Genomic DNA, 14,926 nt, shown 5'->3' on the forward strand with positions numbered 1-14,926 from the left:
TCCTAGGAGACTCGTCGGGCGCGGGGCACCAGGGCGGGGCGGGGCGGTTCGGCGGCAGCCGCCCCGAGCGCGGCGGCGACATGCTCGTCAAACAGCCGTGCGATCGTCTGGGCGTCGAACAGCGCGCGCAGGTCCAGGTCGACGCCGAGCGCGGAACGTACGCGGCTGATCAGCTTGACCGCGGTCAGCGAGTTGGCGCCGAGGGCGAAGAAGTCGTCGTCGATGCCGACCTCCGGCAGGCCCAGCAGGTCGGCGGCGATGGCGCAGAAGGCCGCCTCGGCCTCGGTCCGTGGGCCTCGGCCGGCTGCCTCGGGGGCGGGGCCGGGGTCCGGCAGGGCGCGGCGGTCCAGCTTGCCGTTGGGGTTGAGCGGCAGCCGGTCGAGGACGACGCCCGCCGAGGGGACCATGTAGGGCGGGAGTTCGGCGCCGAGGCGGGCCGCGAGTTCGGGCCACCGCGGGACGGCCCCCTCGTCGGGGACCACATAGGCGACCAGCTGCTTGACGTCGGCGGAGTCGCCGCGGGCCAGGACGACCGCGTGCCGGACGCCGGGCAGCCGGCCGAGCACGGTCTGCACCTCGCCGGGCTCCACGCGCAGCCCTCTGACCTTGACCTGGTCGTCGGCCCGCCCGAGGTGTTCCACCACACCGTCGCGGGTCCACCGGCCCAGGTCGCCGGTGCGGTACATCCTGGCGCCGGGGCCGCCGAAGGGGCTGGCGACGAAGCGGTCGGCGGTCAGGTCCGGGCGTCCCAGGTAGCCGCGGGCCAGGCCGGCGCCCTCGACGTAGATCTCGCCGACCGCGCCGACCGGCACCGGCCGCAGCCGGTCGTCGAGAAGGTGGACCCTGGTGTTCGGCAGGGGCCTGCCGACCGGTGGCGCGCCCGCCTCCTCGCCGTCGGCGCCGCCGGAGAACCACGCGGTCGCGTAGACGGTGACCTCGGTCGGGCCGTAGAGGTTCGCGATCCGGCAGCCCGGCACGGCCTGCCGGACCCGGGCCACCAGGGACTCGGTCAGCGCCTCGCCCGTGAAGCCGATCGTCTTGGCGTCGAGGCCGACACCGGGCCCGCTCAGCAGGGTCGACATCACGGACGGCACCGAGCCGGCGTATCCGCCGGACAGCACCCGCCCGCCGAGGGCCAGCGGTCCCGACAGCACTTCGACGCAGCCGCCGGCCAGCAGTGGCGCGAAGATCTCCAGCGTCGACGGGTCGAAGCTGAGCGAGGTCGCCGCGAGCGTGTGGGCCAGGGTGTCGGCACCGAGGGCCTCGACGGCCCAGCCGATGAGGTTCACCATGCTGCGCCGCGAGACGACGACGCCCTTGGGGCGTCCGGTGGAGCCCGAGGTGAAGACGGCGTAGGCCGGGTTGTCCGGACGCAGGGGCGTGGTCCGGTCGGCGTCGGTGAGGCGTCCGGCGGGACGGGCCGCGAGGTCCCGCGCCGCCTCGGGATCGTCCAGGAGCAGCCGGGTGGTCCGCGGCGCCGCCCCCAGCACGGGCTCGGTGTCCCGGGTGGCGATGGTCAGCACGGGGTCCGACAGTTCGAGCATGTACGCGATCCGCTCGGCCGGATAGGTCACGTCCAGCGGTACGTACGCCGCGCCGCTCTTGAGGACGGCGAGCAGGGCGACGAGCATGTCGGGGCCGCGCGGCAGGGCCAGGGCCACGAACCGCTCGGGGCCCGCCCCCGCCTCGACGAGCCTGCGGGCCAGCCGGTTCGCGCGGGCGTCGAGGCCGGCGTAGCTGAGTGACTCGCCGTCGTGGAGCACCGCGACGGCCCGGGGAGCGCGGTCGGCCTGTGCTTCGACGAGTTCCGAGATGTCGGCGTCCGGGATCGCCCGCTCGGGCCCGTACCAGCCGCCGAGCAGGTTCGTACGCTCGTCCGGCAGCAGGAAGTCCAGTGCGCCGACCGGTGTGTCGGGGCCGGCCTTCGAGAGTTCCGTCAGCAGCACCGCCAGGCGGTCGCGGTGGGCTTCGAGCACCGGCGTGTCGTACAGCCGCGGGTTCGCGTCGAGACACACGCGCAGCCCCGGGACGCCGGCACCGCTGTAGACCGCGAGGTTGAAGTCCTCGACGGGACCGTTCGACAGGATGTTGACGGTCGAGCGGGCCTGCCCGAACGTCAGGTCGTCCTGGAAGCGCAGGACGTCGACCGAAGGCCCGTACAGCCGCTGTCCGCCGGCCAGCCTCAGGTCGCGCCGCAGGTCCTCGAAGCGGTAGCGCTGGTGCGCCAGCGCCTGTTTGATCTCGTCGGCGGTGCGTCGCAGGAAGGCACCCACGCCCAGGTCGGGGTCGATGTCCAGCCGCAGTGGCACCACGTTCGCCGCCATGCCGACCGTGCGCTTCTGGACGGCCCCGAAACGGGCGGCGACCGGCAGGCCGATGACGACCTCCCGGGTCCCGCGCATCCGGCCCAGGTACACCGCCATCGCCGCGCAGATCGCCACCGAGTGGGTGGTGCGCACGCCACGCGTGAGCTTCTGCAGCCGGTCCAGGACGTCGGCACCGATCTCCGCGGTCACGCGCAGGAAGGTGTGCGCGGGCAGCGCCGTGGTGTCCGCGAGTCCCTGCACCTCGCCGGCTCCGGCCATCCGCTCCGTCCAGAAGGCGCGGTCGGCCGCGAACCGGTCCGAGGCGCGGTATTCGGCGTCCGCGTCCAGCAGGCTCGCGGCCGGGCCGAGGGCGGTGTCCTGGAACGGCTCCCCGGCGGCCATGGCGCTGTAGATGTCCGCGACCCGGCCGGCGACCAGCGAGGAGGAGTAGCCGTCGCAGACGATGTGGTGGGCGCGGTTGAACCAGAACCAGTGGTCGTCCGCGGCGCGGAACAGCAGGCAGGAGTAGAGGGGGTCCTTCTCCAGGTCGACGGGCCGGGCCATCTCCTCCCGCATCACGGCCTCGGCCGCGGCCTGCGGATCGGTCTCGCCACTGACGTCCACCACGGGCATCGACCACTCGCGCTCCGCCGGGACCTGCATCGGGCCGTCCGCCGTCTCCACGAAGCGGACGTGGACGGCCTCGCTCTCCTCGACCGCCCGCGCCACGGCCGCCCGCAGCAGGTCCGGGTCGACCGGGCCGGTGATGTCGAGGTACTGGCAGCCGGAGAAGATCGGGTTCGCCCGGTCCAGCCGCTGGGCGAACCACATGCCGGCCTGGGCCCCTGATACGGGAAGCGGAGTCGTCGTGCGGGTCATCTCATCTCACCTTCGGTGGACGCTGAGCGGATCGGGTACGACGGAAACGGCCGGTGATCAGGCGACGAGGGAGGCGAGGCGGTCGACGACCTCGGCGGGGCTGGGCATGGCCCGTATCTCCTCCCGGACCTCGTGGGCCGCGGTCCGGAAGGCCGGCTCGTCGAGCACCCGGGTCAGGTTCTCCCGCACCTCGGCCGCGCTGATCCGGTCCGGGGGCACCAGGGCCGCGACCCCACGGGCGGCCAGCACCCGGGCGTTGGCGGGCTGGTCGGCGGTCTGCGGCAGGACGACCTGCGGCACGCCGAGGGCGAGGCTCGTCATGGAGGTGCCGGCCCCGGCGTGGTGGACGACGGCCGAGCAGGCCGGCAGCAGCGCGCCGAGCGGCATCCAGCCGACGACGCGGACGGCCTCCGGCAGCTCGCCGATCCCCTCCAGGTCGCTCTCCCCCATCGCCACGACGACCTCGACGCCCAGTCCGGCGAGTTCGACGAGGATCTCCCGGACCACCGCGACGTAGAGCTGCTTGAGCTCCGAACCGGCCGGGAGGTTGCCGAGGACGCTGCCCATCGTGACGCAGACCCGCGGCCTGCCGGGGGCGGCCAGTACCCAGTCCGGCAGGACACGGCCCTCGTTGTAGGGGACGTAGCGCAGCGGCCACTCGGTGCCGGTGTCGCGTCCGCCCAGGCCGGCGGGTCTGATGTCCAGCACAGCGGCCGGTTCCCGCCAGGGCTCGCCGATGCCCAGGCGTTCACGGGTGGGCAGCAGGTACTCCGCGACGGCTCTCCGGTACGTCACCGCCTGCTCGTCGGGGCTGGCCCAGGCGAGCCGGACGCTCTGTTCGACGTACGGGATGCCCAGCCGGGTCGCGACCAGTTCGCCGGCTCCCTGTTCGAGGGTGGACACCACCAGGTCCGGCCGGAAGGCCTCGGCGGCCCGCAGCAGGCCGTCGGCCATCGCCTCGCCGAACATGCCCATGCCGCTGCGCCGGGGCCGCTGCCCGCCGGGGGCGGCCAGGACGGCCTGACTCGCCGCCAGGAAGTCGGCGTGCACATCGGTCCCCGGGGCCGCGTCCACGGTCCAGAAACCGCCGGCGGCCACCGACCGTGACGTGCCTCCGGTGTTCATCACGAGGACCTCGTGTCCCGCGGCCCGCAGGGCCCAGGCCAGGGGCACGGTGGGCAGGAACAGCCCGGCTCCGGGCGCGGCCGTCGACAGGACGCGCATCAGCGGTCCGCCGCACGGCAGGCGACCGGGAGCCGGACCGGGCCGATGAGGCCGACCGAGGGGTGCAGGACGGTGCCGTCGAGAACCGCGATGTCCCGGGTGCGGCTGAGGACGCCCTCGACCGCGATCCGGCTCTCCAGCCGGGCCAGCGGCGCGCCGAGGCAGAAGTGGATGCCCTTGCCGAACGCGCGGTGCGGATTGGGGTCGCGGTGGATGTCGAACCGTGCCCCGTCGGTGAAGACCCGCTCGTCACGGTTGGCGGAGGCCAGCCAGACGCAGACGTTCCCGCCGGCCGGGATCTCCGTACCGCCCAGCACGGTGTCCACGGTGGCCACCCGCTGGTCTCGGACGAGCGCCGGACGCCAGCGCAGCACCTCCTCGACGGCCGGCGGCAGCAGACCGGGGTCCGCGCGCACCTCCGCCATCGCCTCGGGGTGTTCCAGCAGGCACGTCACGGTGTTGCCGACCATCAGGGAGGTCGACATGTGACCCGCGATCAGGAACATGGCGATGACGCCGAAGATCTCGTCGTCGGCCAGTCGCCTGCCCTCGACCTCGACACGGGCCAGCGTCGAGCTCAGGTCGTCGCGGGGGTTGGCGCGTCGGTCGGCGATGTGTGCCATCAGGTAGTCACTGGCCTCGGTGAGCAGTTCGCCGATCCTGCGCATCGCGGCCTCGTCGACCGTGCCCAGCTCACCGAAGGGCCGTGAGCCGATCAGGCCGTCGGACCAGGTCCAGAACACCTTGTGGTCGGCCTCGGGGATGCCGAACAGCTCGGCGATCACCGCGGCGCTCAGCTGGCTGGCGAAGTCCTGGGCGAGGTCGAACCGGACCTCGTCACCGGGGCCGGCCTCGTCGAAGACCGTGTCCAGCAGGTTGTCGGAGAGTACCCGGATACGCGGTTCGAGGCGGGTGATGACGCCCGGGGTGAAGGCCTTGTTGACCAGGCCGCGCATCTTCGTGTGCAGCGGCGGGTCGACCCCGATGAAGTTGCCGCGGGCGGCCTGTGCCAGCCTCTTCTGGTCCTCCGGGATCAGCGCCGTCTTGTCGCTGCTGAAGGTCTCGTGGTCCGAGAGGACCGCCATCGCCTCGTCGTAGCGGAAAACCTCCCAGACGTCGGGCTGGCTGCTCGCTCCGGCCGCCTCGTGGGCACGGCGGCCCTCGAAGTAGGCGAACAGCTCCTTGATCCGTGCGTCGGCGGGCAGCTTGGTCAGGGCTTCGAAGTCCATGGCGGGTTCCTCCCCGGCGACGCGAGGACGCGTCCGGTCGGTGACTGACGTTCAGGTGCGCGTGGCGGGACCGCCGCGCGCGGATCGGGCGACGACCGTGTCGCCGCGTACCAGGCCCGATCCGTCCGGGGCACCGGCCGGATCGGCGCCCACGGCGTCGATCCGGTTGCCGGCGTCGACGAAGACGATGCGCGGCTGGAACGAGCGCGCGATCTCCTCGGCCACGGCCGAGTAGGAGATGACGATCACGAGGTCGCCGGGGGCCACGAGACGGGCCGCCGCGCCGTTGACCCCGATCACGCCGCTGTCCCGTTCCCCGGTGATGACGTAGGTGGAGAACCGGTTGCCGTTGTCGATGTCGACGACGTCGACCTTCTCCCCGGGCAGCAGGTCGGCCGCCTCCATCAGCGCGGCGTCGATGGTGATCGAGCCGACGTAGTGCAGGTCGGACTGGGTGACCGTGGCTCGGTGGATCTTGGACTTCAGCATGTCCCTGAAGGTGACTGGCGTCGCGGCCATCCGGACGGCCTCCCCGTGACGTGGTCTGGATCGCCTGGGCACGCTACGGGCGGTGGATCAACGCGGGCAGCGCCGATCGGGTACACCGATCGGGCACCCCGGTCGACGCTGTGCCCGGCCGTCCCCGCTTGGGATAGTCGGGCGATCGTTCTGGCGTAGAGACGGAGAGCAATGAGCACTCACGTGACCGCGGGCGAGGACCTGGATCTCGCGTATGTCGAGTTGTACGTGGACGACCTGGAAGCCGAGCGCGACGCCTTCGTGGAGCTGTACGGCTTCGAGGTCGTCGGCACGGCCGGCTCGTCCGCACAGGGCTTTTCAAGCGTGGCACTGACGCAGGGCAGCTCCACCCTCGTGCTCACCCAGGGCCTGGCCGACGAGCACCCCGCCTCCTTGTACGTCCTCTCCCACGGTGACGGCGTGGCCGACATCGCGATGCGCACCGCCGACGTACCCGGCGTCTTCGCGGCCGCGGTGGCGGCGGGCGCGACGCCGGTGGCGGAGCCGCGGGCCGGCGCGGACGGCCTGTTCACCGCGACGATCCGGATGCTCGGCGATGTCACCCACACCCTGGTGCAGACGTCCCTCACCGGGCGGGGCGGTCCGCCGCCGGGGTTCACCCCCGCGCCGGCGCCCGTGGCACAGGCACCGGCACCGGCACCGGCACCGGCACCGGCACCGGCAAGGACGCCTCGGCGCCCCGGGGACGCCCTGCACCTCGACGTGGTGGACCACTTCGCGGTCTGCGTGCCGGCCGGGACCCTGGACCGGACGATCGCCCTGTACGAGTCCGCCCTCGGCTTCCGGCAGACCTTCGAGGAGCGGATCACCGTTGGTTCCCAGGCGATGGAGTCCAAGGTGGTGCAGAGCGCCTCGTCCACCGTGACCTTCACGATCCTGGAGCCGGACCCGGAGCTGGAGGCCGGGCAGATCGACGAGTTCCTGAAGAACCACGGCGGCGCGGGCATCCAGCACGTGGCCTTCGCCACCGACGACATAGTCCGGACCGTCGCTTCGATGCAGCGCCGCGGCGTCGACTTCCTCTCGACCCCGGGCGCGTACTACGACCTGCTGCCGGACCGGATCCTGCCCGGCACCCACGGCGTCGATGAGCTGCGGGAGCTGAACATCCTGGTCGACGAGGACCAAGGCGGGGAACTGTTCCAGATCTTCACCCGCTCGAACCATCCCCGCCGCACCCTGTTCTACGAGGTGATCGAGCGGGCGGGCGCCCGGCTCTTCGGCTCCAACAACATCAAGGCCCTGTACGAGGCGGTCGAACTCGGGAGCTCGGGGAACTAGCGCCGATGGCACCGACAACGGACGCGGCCAGCGTCGCGGATCTCGAACCCGCGGCCCGGGAGCGGCTGGCCGGGGACATCTGGGACTTCATCGCCGGCGGCAGCGGCGACGAGACCACCCTGGCCGCGAACCGCGCCGCGCTGGACCGCATCGCACTCGTCCCGCGCGTGCTGCGCGACCTGTCGGAGCGTCATACGCGGTGCGAGCTGTTCGGGTTCCACGCGTCGGTACCGGCCGCCGTCGCACCCCTCGCCTACCACCGGCTCGTCCACCCGGACGGTGAGCCGGCCACCGCGCGTGCCGCCAGGCGCGCCGGTGTCCCCCTGACCGTGTCCACCATGAGCAGCACGCCGCTGGAGCAGGTCACCGAGGCCGGCGGAACGGTCTGGTTCCAGCTCTATCCGCTGCGGGACCGGCAGCGGACCCGCGCGCTCGTCCGCCGGGCGGAGGACGCCGGGTGCGCGGCGCTGATGGTCACGGTCGACGTGCCGTGGATGGCGCGGCGGCCCCGGGACATCCGCAACAGCTTCAGCCTCCCGTCCCATGTCAGGGCCCCCCTGCTGGGGGACGAGGACGGGGCACCGGACGCCCGCAGCAGGGTTCCGCACGCCTCGGCGGTGGCCGAGCACACCCGGGCCGCCTTCGCGCCGTTCACCTGGGCCGACCTGACCGAGCTGCGCCGTGCGACATCGCTCCCGTTGATCGTGAAGGGTGTGCTCGCGCCCGACGACGCCGTACGGGCCGTCGAGGCCGGCGCGGACGGCGTCGTCGTCTCCAACCACGGTGGCCGCCAGCTCGACGGCGCGATCCCCACCGCCGACGCGCTGGGCGCGGTGTGCGAGGCCGTCGGCGGGCGCGGGACGGTCCTGTTCGACAGCGGAGTGCGTTCCGGGACCGACGTCCTGCGGGCCCTGGCCTGCGGCGCCGACGCCGTACTGGTCGGCCGCCCGGTGCTGTGGGGCCTGGCCGTCGGGGGCGAGGCCGGTGTGTACCGCGTACTGACGTTGCTGCGGCGGGAGTTCACCGACGCCCTGGGCCTGGCGGGATGCCCCGACCCGGCCGCGGCCCGGGAACTGGCGACATGGAGGCGACCGGTGTGAGGGCGACAGTCGCCGTGGCGGATCTGCACGCGTCCTTGGCCGACCCGGCCCTGGACTCGATGAACTTCCTGAACGAGATCGCCAATGACTACCCGGACGCCGTCTCGTTCGCACCGGGACGGCCCTACGAGGGGTTCTTCGACACCGCGCTCATCCACGACTACCTGCACCGCTTCGAGCAGTACCTGCTCGTGGAGCGGGGGTTCACCCCCGAGCAGGTGTGCCGGGTCCTGTTCCAGTACGGGCGCACCAAGGGCGTCATCGACGACCTGGTCACCAGGCATCTGGAGATCGACGAGGGGATCCACGCCGAGCCGGAGTCCGTCGTCGTCACCGTGGGGTGCCAGGAGGCGATGTTCCTCGTCCTGCGGGCGCTGCGGGCCGACGACCGGGACGTCCTGCTCACGGTGACCCCGGCCTACGTGGGCATCGTCGGCGCCGCGCGACTGGCCGACATGCCGGTGGTCGGCGTGGACGGCGGCCCGGCCGGGATCGACCTGCCCGCGCTGGCCGGGACGGTACGGCGGCTGAGGGCCGAGGGCCGCCGTCCGCGCGCCTGCTACGTCGTGGCCGACCACTCCAACCCCTCCGGTGTCAGCCTCTCCCCCGCCGACCGCCGGGCGCTGCTCGACCTGGCCGCCGCCGAGGACTTCCTGATCCTGGAGGACAATCCGTACGGGCTCTTCTCGGCCGACGACGAGCGGCCGCCGACGCTCAAGGCGATCGACTCGGGACGGCGCGTCGTCTACCTCGGTTCCTTCGCCAAGACCGGCATGCCCGGGGCCCGCGTGGGCTACGTGGTCGCCGATCAGCCGGTGGCCGGTGGCGGCCTGCTCGCCGACCAGCTCGCCAAGGTCAAGAGCATGCTGACCGTCAACACCTCTCCGATCGCCCAGGCGGTGATCGCGGGCAAGCTCCTGGCCCACGGCTGCAGTCTGGTGAAGGCCAACCGGCCGGAGATCGCCGTCTACCGGCGCAACCTGACGCGTCTTCTGGAAGGCCTGGCCCGCCGCTTCCCGGCCGACGGCCCCTCGGGCATCGGCTGGAACCGCCCGCGCGGCGGCTTCTTCCTCATGCTGTCGGTGCCGTTCGAGGCGGACGACTCCCTGCTGGAGCGGTCCGCCCGTGAGTTCGGCGTCCTGTGGACGCCCATGCGGCACTTCGCCACGGGCGCGGCCGCCCGGTGTGCGATCCGCCTGTCGTTCAGCGCCCTCACCCCCGAACAGATCGACGAGGGACTGGGCCGCTTCGCCGCCCTGGCGGCCTCGGTCACCCGAAGAGGTGACGCGCGACCTCGCGACACGGACACACTCCTTCGGTGAGCCGGACAATGGCTCGACGCGCGACGCGGGTCGCGGGCGAAGAGGGAGGATTCAGGCAGGTGTTGACCCTGAGGGCAGTGAGCAAACGCTACCGGCGCGGCCGTCCGGTGCTCGTCGACGTCGACTTCCGGACGTCGCCGGGTGCCGTCCAGGCCGTCACCGGCGGCAACGGCTCGGGCAAGTCGACGCTGCTGCGGATCCTGGCCGGTGTCTCACGGCCGACCTCCGGCACCCGCTCCGGTGATCCGGGGGTCATCGGCTACGTACCGGACCGCTTTCCGGCGGGCACCCGGCTGTCGGCCCGTTCCTACCTCGCGCACATGGGACGCATCAAGGGGCTGCCGAGCGGGCGTGCCGTGTCCCGGGGCACCGAACTCCTGGCCCGCCTGGATCTGGTGGGCGGATTCGAGACGCCGATCCGTGACCTGTCCAAGGGCAACGCGCAGAAGGTCGCCGTGGCGCAGGCCCTGCTGGTGCCACCGCGGTTGCTGATCCTCGACGAGCCGTGGTCGGGCCTGGACGCCTCGACGCACGGCGTGCTGGCGTCGGTCATCACGGAGGTCGCCTCCGGCGGCGGGACCGTGGTCTTCACCGACCACCGGGAGGCCGTGACCCGGTCCGTGGCGACCGAGGTCTACCGCATCGAGGCGGGACGGCTCGGCGAGGCGTCGGCCGTGCCGCCGGCCGCGGCGGATCCCCGGGCCCCGATGTCGGAGGTCGTGCTGCGCGCGCCGGGCCCCCCGCCCGCCGCGCTCGTCGACGCCCTGACGGGGGCGGAGGGCGTGCGGTCGGTGACCCCCGAAGGGGAACGCGGTGTCCGGGTGAGGGTGCTGCGCGGCCACTGCGACACGCTGCTGCTCACGGCGCTCCACGCCGGCTGGTCCGTCGACGCGCTCCGGCACGACGTCGTCGTCCCCGCCCCGGCGGACGGGCGGGTGACCCGATGACCGCCCTGTACCGCTACACCATGGCCACCGTGCTGCACTCCCAGCGTTATGTGCCGCCCATGGTGTTCTTCCTCGCCCTGCTCGCCATTCTCACCAGCAGCGACAGCGGCCCGCTGCTGGAGGTGTACCAGGCCTCCGCCGGGTCCGTGCTGGCCTGCACGACCTGGATCGCCGCCGCGGTGGTCAACGTGGAGGAGCCCGTCGGACGGGCCATGGTCGTGGTGAACGCGCGCCGTTCGCGCGACGTGCTCGTCGCCGCCGTCGCCGCCTCCGCCACGTTCTGCGTCGGCATGACCTTGATCGGCCTGGTCTATCCGGTCGTCTCCGGCTCGCACACCGTCACCTGGCAGGCGGTGGCGCTCGGCGCCGCCGCACAGCTGATCTGTGCCGGCGTCGGCATCGGGCTGGGGCTGCTGTGCTCACGGCTGGTGATCGGCCGGCCGGGCTTCTCGGTGGTGGCCGGGCTCGGGCTGGTGCTCGCGGTGATCCTCGCCAAGCCGGTACCGCCGGTCCATCCGATGCTGCGCTCGATGGCCGGCGACCGCAGGCCGGCCGACCTGGTGCTGCCGTTCGCCGGCTACGGCGTGGCCGGCCTTGCCGTACTGGCCGCGGCCACGGCGGTGACGCAGTACTTCGCCACCCGACGGGACTGAGGGGAAACATGAGGGCGTATCGCCTGGTGTGTTGCGCGTGCGGCACCGAGTACGACGACGACGGGCTGCGGCTCGCGTGCGATGCGCCCCATGAGCCCTCGCTGCTGCGCACCGTGTACCAGGCGTCGGGTCTGCACGCGCGGCATCCCGCGCCGGCCGGCAGTGTCTTCCGCTTCGCCTGGCTGCCGGTGGTCCGCTCGATACCCGGTTCGCCGGGGCCGGTCGCCTGCCGGGCCGAGGAACTCGGCCGTGTTCTCGGGCTGTCGGACCTGTGGATCTCCTTCAGCGGCCACTGGCCCGAGCGCGGCGCGCTGCTGCCGACCGGCACGTTCAAGGACCTGGAGGCAGGCGTGGTCCTGGGCCGCCTCCCGGACGATCCGCCGGTGCTGGTGCTCGCCTCCGCGGGCAACACCGCCGCCGCCTTCGCCGCCGCGTGTGTCCGGGAGGGGGCGAGGTGTCTGATCGTCGTTCCCTCGTACGCCGTGGGGGCGGTGTCCGCCACGGCCGGACGGGCCGACGGCGTGGGGCTGGTCGTGGTCGAGGGCGGGACGTACGACGACGCGATCGCCCTGGCCGAGGCGGTGGGTGCCCTGGACGGTTTCCGGCCGGAGGGCGGGATACGCAACGTCGGGCGGCGTGACGGCCTGGCGACCTGTCTGCTGTCGGTCTTCGAGGCGTCGGGACGGCTGCCCACCCACTACGTCCAGGCGGTGGGCAGCGGCGCGGGAGCGGTGGCCGCGCACGAGGCGGCCGGACGCCTGCGCGAGCACGGCTGCCCCGACCCGCTGCCCCGGCTCCTCCTGTGCCAGAACGCCCCTTACGCACCCCTGCACGACGCCTGGCACGGCCTGCGGACCCCGGCGCCCGCCGGACCCGTCGTCGCCCCGGAACTGACGAACGGCCGGCCTCCTTTCGCCGTGCGCGGCGGCGTACGGGAGGCGCTGGTCGAGAGCGGCGGAACGGTGGTCGTCGCGCGGGGCGACGAGGCCCGGCATGCCATGGCCCTGTTCGAACAGACGGAGGGCGTCGACATCGAGCCCGCGGCCGGGGTGGCGCTGGCGGGTCTGGCCAAGGCCGTCCGCGCCGGGCGCATCGGCACGGACGACATGGTGCTGCTCAACATCACCGGCGGCGGCCGGCGCCGCCTGTGCGCCGGGTCCGGGACCGTGCCGGTGCGGCCGGACCTCTCGGTCGGCGTCGTCGAGATCCGTGACCCCGCCCTGCTCGAGATCGCCGCGAAGAGCGTCGCCGACGCGTTCCCGGCGTGACGCGACCCCCTGGAGGAACTGTGAAGATCGCTGTTGCCGGAGCCGCCGGCGCGCTCGGTTCAGCCGTTGTCGGGGACCTGAGGACGGCCGGCCACGACGTGTCCCGGCTGGTACGGGGCCGGGCCCACGCCGCGGACGAGATCGGCTGGGACCCTTCCTACGGACGCATCGCCCCCGGGACCCTCGACGGCTACGACGCGGTCGTGAATCTCTACAGCACCGGCCTGGCCGGCGAACGCTGGGACGCGGCGCGGAAGCGGAAGATCCACGACAGCCGTGTGGTGGCCGCCCGCACCCTGGCCTCGGCCGTCGCCGCATCGGGTGTGCCGGTGTTCCTGAGCGGATCGGAGACCGCCTACTACGGGGACACCGGCACCGTCGCCGTCGACGAGAGCGCCGGGAGCGGAACCGGTTTCCACGCGGAGCTGTGCCGCGACTGGGAGGCCGCCGCGAGAGAGGCCGAGGGCTCCGGCACCCGCGTCGTGCTGCTGCGGCTGGGGACGGTGCTCGCGGCGGACAGCGGCATCATCAAGGTCATGACACCGGCGTTCCGGGCGTTCCTGGGCTTCCGCTTCGGGCGGGGCGACCACTGTCTGTCGTGGGTGACCGAGGACGACGCGGTCGCCGCGGTGCGGTTCGTCCTGGAGAACGAGTCGGTCGCCGGGCCGGTCAACGTCACGGCGCCCGGAGCCGCCGTTCAGCGCGAGTTCGCCGCCGCGCTGGGCCGGGCCCTCCGCCGCCCGGTGCCCTGGAGCCTGCCACGCCCGGTGCTGAGGACCGCGCTCGGTGAGTACGCGGACGCCTTCTTCGCCGGGCGGCGCGCGGTTCCGTCGGTCCTCACCGCCGCGGGGTTCGGCTTCCGCCACCCGGACCTCGATGGCGCGGTCGCGGCGCTGTTCAGGGCAGGGACCTGACGGTCCGGCGCAGCAGGGCCAGGGTGCCGCTGCCGGCTGCCAGCCCGGACACCGTGAGCGTGAGCGCGAGCCCGTCTTGGGTACCGAGCGCGGCCGACAGGCCCTCGGCGGCCAGACCGCCGAGCAGCGCGCCGAACGGGATGGCCGAGAAGTTGAGCGTTCCCGCTGTCGCGCTCACCCGTCCGAGCAGCCCCGCCGGGACCGCTTCCTGACGGAGGGTCACGACGGTCGAGTTCCACAGCGGGAGCGAGAACGACGACACGACCCGCATCACGAGCAGTGTCGGCAGCGCGGGCAGTACCAGTGCCAGCGGGGCGAACACCCAGACGGCGGCGGCCGCGTTGGCCCCCAGCAGTGCCCGCCCGGTGCCGGCCCGCCGCCGCATCGGCACCGTCAGCCACGCCCCGAGCACCGCCGCCACGGTGCCGGACGCGAACAGGATCCCGGCGACGCCCGCGGACAGTCCCAGGGCCCGGTAGGCGAAGAGCAGCAGGACGGTGTTGACGGCCGTGTTGCCGAAGTTCCGCGCCGCCGACGCCAGGGTCGTGCGGCGGAGCACCTCGTGGTGCCACAGCACCCGCACGCCCTCTCGCAGGTCCTGCCAGAGCGAGTTCCGGCTCTTGGCGCCCGGCGGCGGCTCCGGTGTCCTGATCACGAGGATCCCGGCCACCGAGAAGCAGAAGGACAGCGCGTTCACGGCCAGCGCGGTCGGGCCGCCCCACCACTGCACCAGCCAGCCTCCGAGGGCGGGCCCGAGTACCAGGGCCAGGGTGTTGGAGATCTCCATGCGCGCGTTGGCGGTACCGAGGAAGCCCGGTCCCACGAGCGTCGGCAGGTGTGACTGGCTCGCCACGTTGAAGAAGACGGCACAGACCCCGGCGACCACGGCGACCGCGTAGAGCATGCCCAGGTGGCTGCCCCCGCTGAGGGTGAGCAGGGGCACGGCGCCGAACGCGAGCCCGCGCACCACGTCGGAGGCGACCATCACGGGCCGCCTGCGCCGGCGGTCCATGAGCACCCCGACGAACAGCCCGAGCAGGCTGTAGGCGCCGGTGTTGAGCATGTTGAGGACACCGACCTCCAGCGACGAGGCACCGAACGCGGTGATCGCGATGGTGGGCAGCACGAAGGCGGCGACCTGGTCGCCGACGACGCTCACGCTCTGGCCGGCCCAGTACCACCGGAAGTCCCGCCGCCCCGTCCGCTGCCCCTCGGCGTCGCCGACGCCCTCGGCGGTCAGGCCCGTCCGTCCCGGCATCGCGG

At 73.2% G+C, this 14,926-nt stretch carries 12 protein-coding genes; 7 read left to right on the forward strand and 5 right to left on the reverse strand.

Annotated elements, in window-relative coordinates; translation table 11 throughout:
- Positions 1-2: 2 nt before the first annotated feature.
- The 4 genes from ACZ3IG_RS08745 to panD are packed head-to-tail and all read right to left on the reverse strand — an operon-like array spanning position 3 to position 6,157.
- Positions 3-3,185, reverse strand: coding sequence for an amino acid adenylation domain-containing protein (locus tag ACZ3IG_RS08745; RefSeq protein ID WP_467430221.1), 3,183 nt, complete (start codon positions 3,183-3,185; stop codon positions 3-5).
- Positions 3,186-3,242: 57 nt separating this feature from the next.
- Positions 3,243-4,409: a nucleotide disphospho-sugar-binding domain-containing protein gene (locus ACZ3IG_RS08750; protein ID WP_467430222.1), complete on the reverse strand. Its 1,167-nt coding sequence runs from the start codon at positions 4,407-4,409 to the stop codon at positions 3,243-3,245.
- The gene (locus tag ACZ3IG_RS08755; protein WP_467430224.1) at positions 4,409-5,638 is read right to left on the reverse strand and encodes a cytochrome P450; all 1,230 of its coding nucleotides are present in this window, start codon (positions 5,636-5,638) and stop codon (positions 4,409-4,411) included. The genes ACZ3IG_RS08750 and ACZ3IG_RS08755 overlap by 1 nt, the downstream gene beginning before the upstream one ends.
- 51 nt (positions 5,639-5,689) lie before the next feature.
- The gene (panD, locus tag ACZ3IG_RS08760) at positions 5,690-6,157 is read right to left on the reverse strand and encodes an aspartate 1-decarboxylase (RefSeq protein WP_467430225.1); all 468 of its coding nucleotides are present in this window, start codon (positions 6,155-6,157) and stop codon (positions 5,690-5,692) included.
- 171 nt (positions 6,158-6,328) lie between these two features.
- On the opposite strand from panD, the gene hppD reads away from it, so the two are divergent.
- The 7 genes from hppD to ACZ3IG_RS08795 all read left to right on the forward strand — a co-directional run bounded on the left by hppD (position 6,329) and on the right by ACZ3IG_RS08795 (position 13,663).
- Positions 6,329-7,459 carry a 4-hydroxyphenylpyruvate dioxygenase gene (hppD, locus tag ACZ3IG_RS08765; RefSeq protein WP_467430227.1) on the forward strand — a complete coding sequence of 377 codons (1,131 nt, stop codon included), beginning with the start codon at positions 6,329-6,331 and terminating at the stop codon, positions 7,457-7,459.
- A gap of 5 nt (positions 7,460-7,464) precedes the next feature.
- Entirely contained in the window at positions 7,465-8,559 is a 1,095-nt protein-coding gene (locus ACZ3IG_RS08770) for an alpha-hydroxy acid oxidase (protein WP_467430229.1), read from the forward strand.
- Entirely contained in the window at positions 8,556-9,881 is a 1,326-nt protein-coding gene (locus tag ACZ3IG_RS08775) for an aminotransferase-like domain-containing protein (protein ID WP_467430232.1), read from the forward strand. The genes ACZ3IG_RS08770 and ACZ3IG_RS08775 overlap by 4 nt, the downstream gene beginning before the upstream one ends.
- Before the next feature lie 77 nt (positions 9,882-9,958).
- Positions 9,959-10,828: an ATP-binding cassette domain-containing protein gene (locus tag ACZ3IG_RS08780; RefSeq protein WP_467430234.1), complete on the forward strand. Its 870-nt coding sequence runs from the start codon at positions 9,959-9,961 to the stop codon at positions 10,826-10,828.
- Positions 10,825-11,481: a hypothetical protein gene (locus ACZ3IG_RS08785; RefSeq protein WP_467430235.1), complete on the forward strand. Its 657-nt coding sequence runs from the start codon at positions 10,825-10,827 to the stop codon at positions 11,479-11,481. The genes ACZ3IG_RS08780 and ACZ3IG_RS08785 overlap by 4 nt, the downstream gene beginning before the upstream one ends.
- 8 nt (positions 11,482-11,489) lie before the next feature.
- Complete coding sequence (locus tag ACZ3IG_RS08790; protein WP_467430237.1) at positions 11,490-12,749, forward strand: cysteate synthase; 1,260 nt, start codon at positions 11,490-11,492, stop codon at positions 12,747-12,749.
- Positions 12,750-12,769: 20 nt separating this feature from the next.
- Positions 12,770-13,663, forward strand: coding sequence for a TIGR01777 family oxidoreductase (locus tag ACZ3IG_RS08795; RefSeq protein ID WP_467430239.1), 894 nt, complete (start codon positions 12,770-12,772; stop codon positions 13,661-13,663).
- On the opposite strand, the gene ACZ3IG_RS08800 is transcribed toward ACZ3IG_RS08795, so the two are convergent.
- Complete coding sequence (locus tag ACZ3IG_RS08800) at positions 13,647-14,921, reverse strand: MFS transporter (RefSeq protein ID WP_467430241.1); 1,275 nt, start codon at positions 14,919-14,921, stop codon at positions 13,647-13,649. The two genes, ACZ3IG_RS08795 and ACZ3IG_RS08800, sit on opposite strands and share 17 nt — an antisense overlap.
- Positions 14,922-14,926: the final 5 nt, after the last annotated feature.

It is taken from the genome of Streptomyces sp. NPDC016677, from assembly GCF_055562815.1.

What these genes read in the sequence shown, in the direction of transcription:
- ACZ3IG_RS08745 (WP_467430221.1), bottom strand. Translation starts at nt 3,185, where the DNA reads ATGACCCGCACGACGACTCCGCTTCCCGTATCAGGGGCCCAGGCCGGC.
- ACZ3IG_RS08750 (WP_467430222.1), bottom strand. Translation starts at nt 4,409, where the DNA reads ATGCGCGTCCTGTCGACGGCCGCGCCCGGAGCCGGGCTGTTCCTGCCC.
- ACZ3IG_RS08755 (WP_467430224.1), bottom strand. Translation starts at nt 5,638, where the DNA reads ATGGACTTCGAAGCCCTGACCAAGCTGCCCGCCGACGCACGGATCAAG.
- panD (WP_467430225.1), bottom strand. Translation starts at nt 6,157, where the DNA reads ATGGCCGCGACGCCAGTCACCTTCAGGGACATGCTGAAGTCCAAGATC.
- hppD (WP_467430227.1), top strand. Translation starts at nt 6,329, where the DNA reads ATGAGCACTCACGTGACCGCGGGCGAGGACCTGGATCTCGCGTATGTC.
- ACZ3IG_RS08770 (WP_467430229.1), top strand. Translation starts at nt 7,465, where the DNA reads ATGGCACCGACAACGGACGCGGCCAGCGTCGCGGATCTCGAACCCGCG.
- ACZ3IG_RS08785 (WP_467430235.1), top strand. Translation starts at nt 10,825, where the DNA reads ATGACCGCCCTGTACCGCTACACCATGGCCACCGTGCTGCACTCCCAG.
- ACZ3IG_RS08790 (WP_467430237.1), top strand. Translation starts at nt 11,490, where the DNA reads ATGAGGGCGTATCGCCTGGTGTGTTGCGCGTGCGGCACCGAGTACGAC.
- ACZ3IG_RS08800 (WP_467430241.1), bottom strand. Translation starts at nt 14,921, where the DNA reads ATGCCGGGACGGACGGGCCTGACCGCCGAGGGCGTCGGCGACGCCGAG.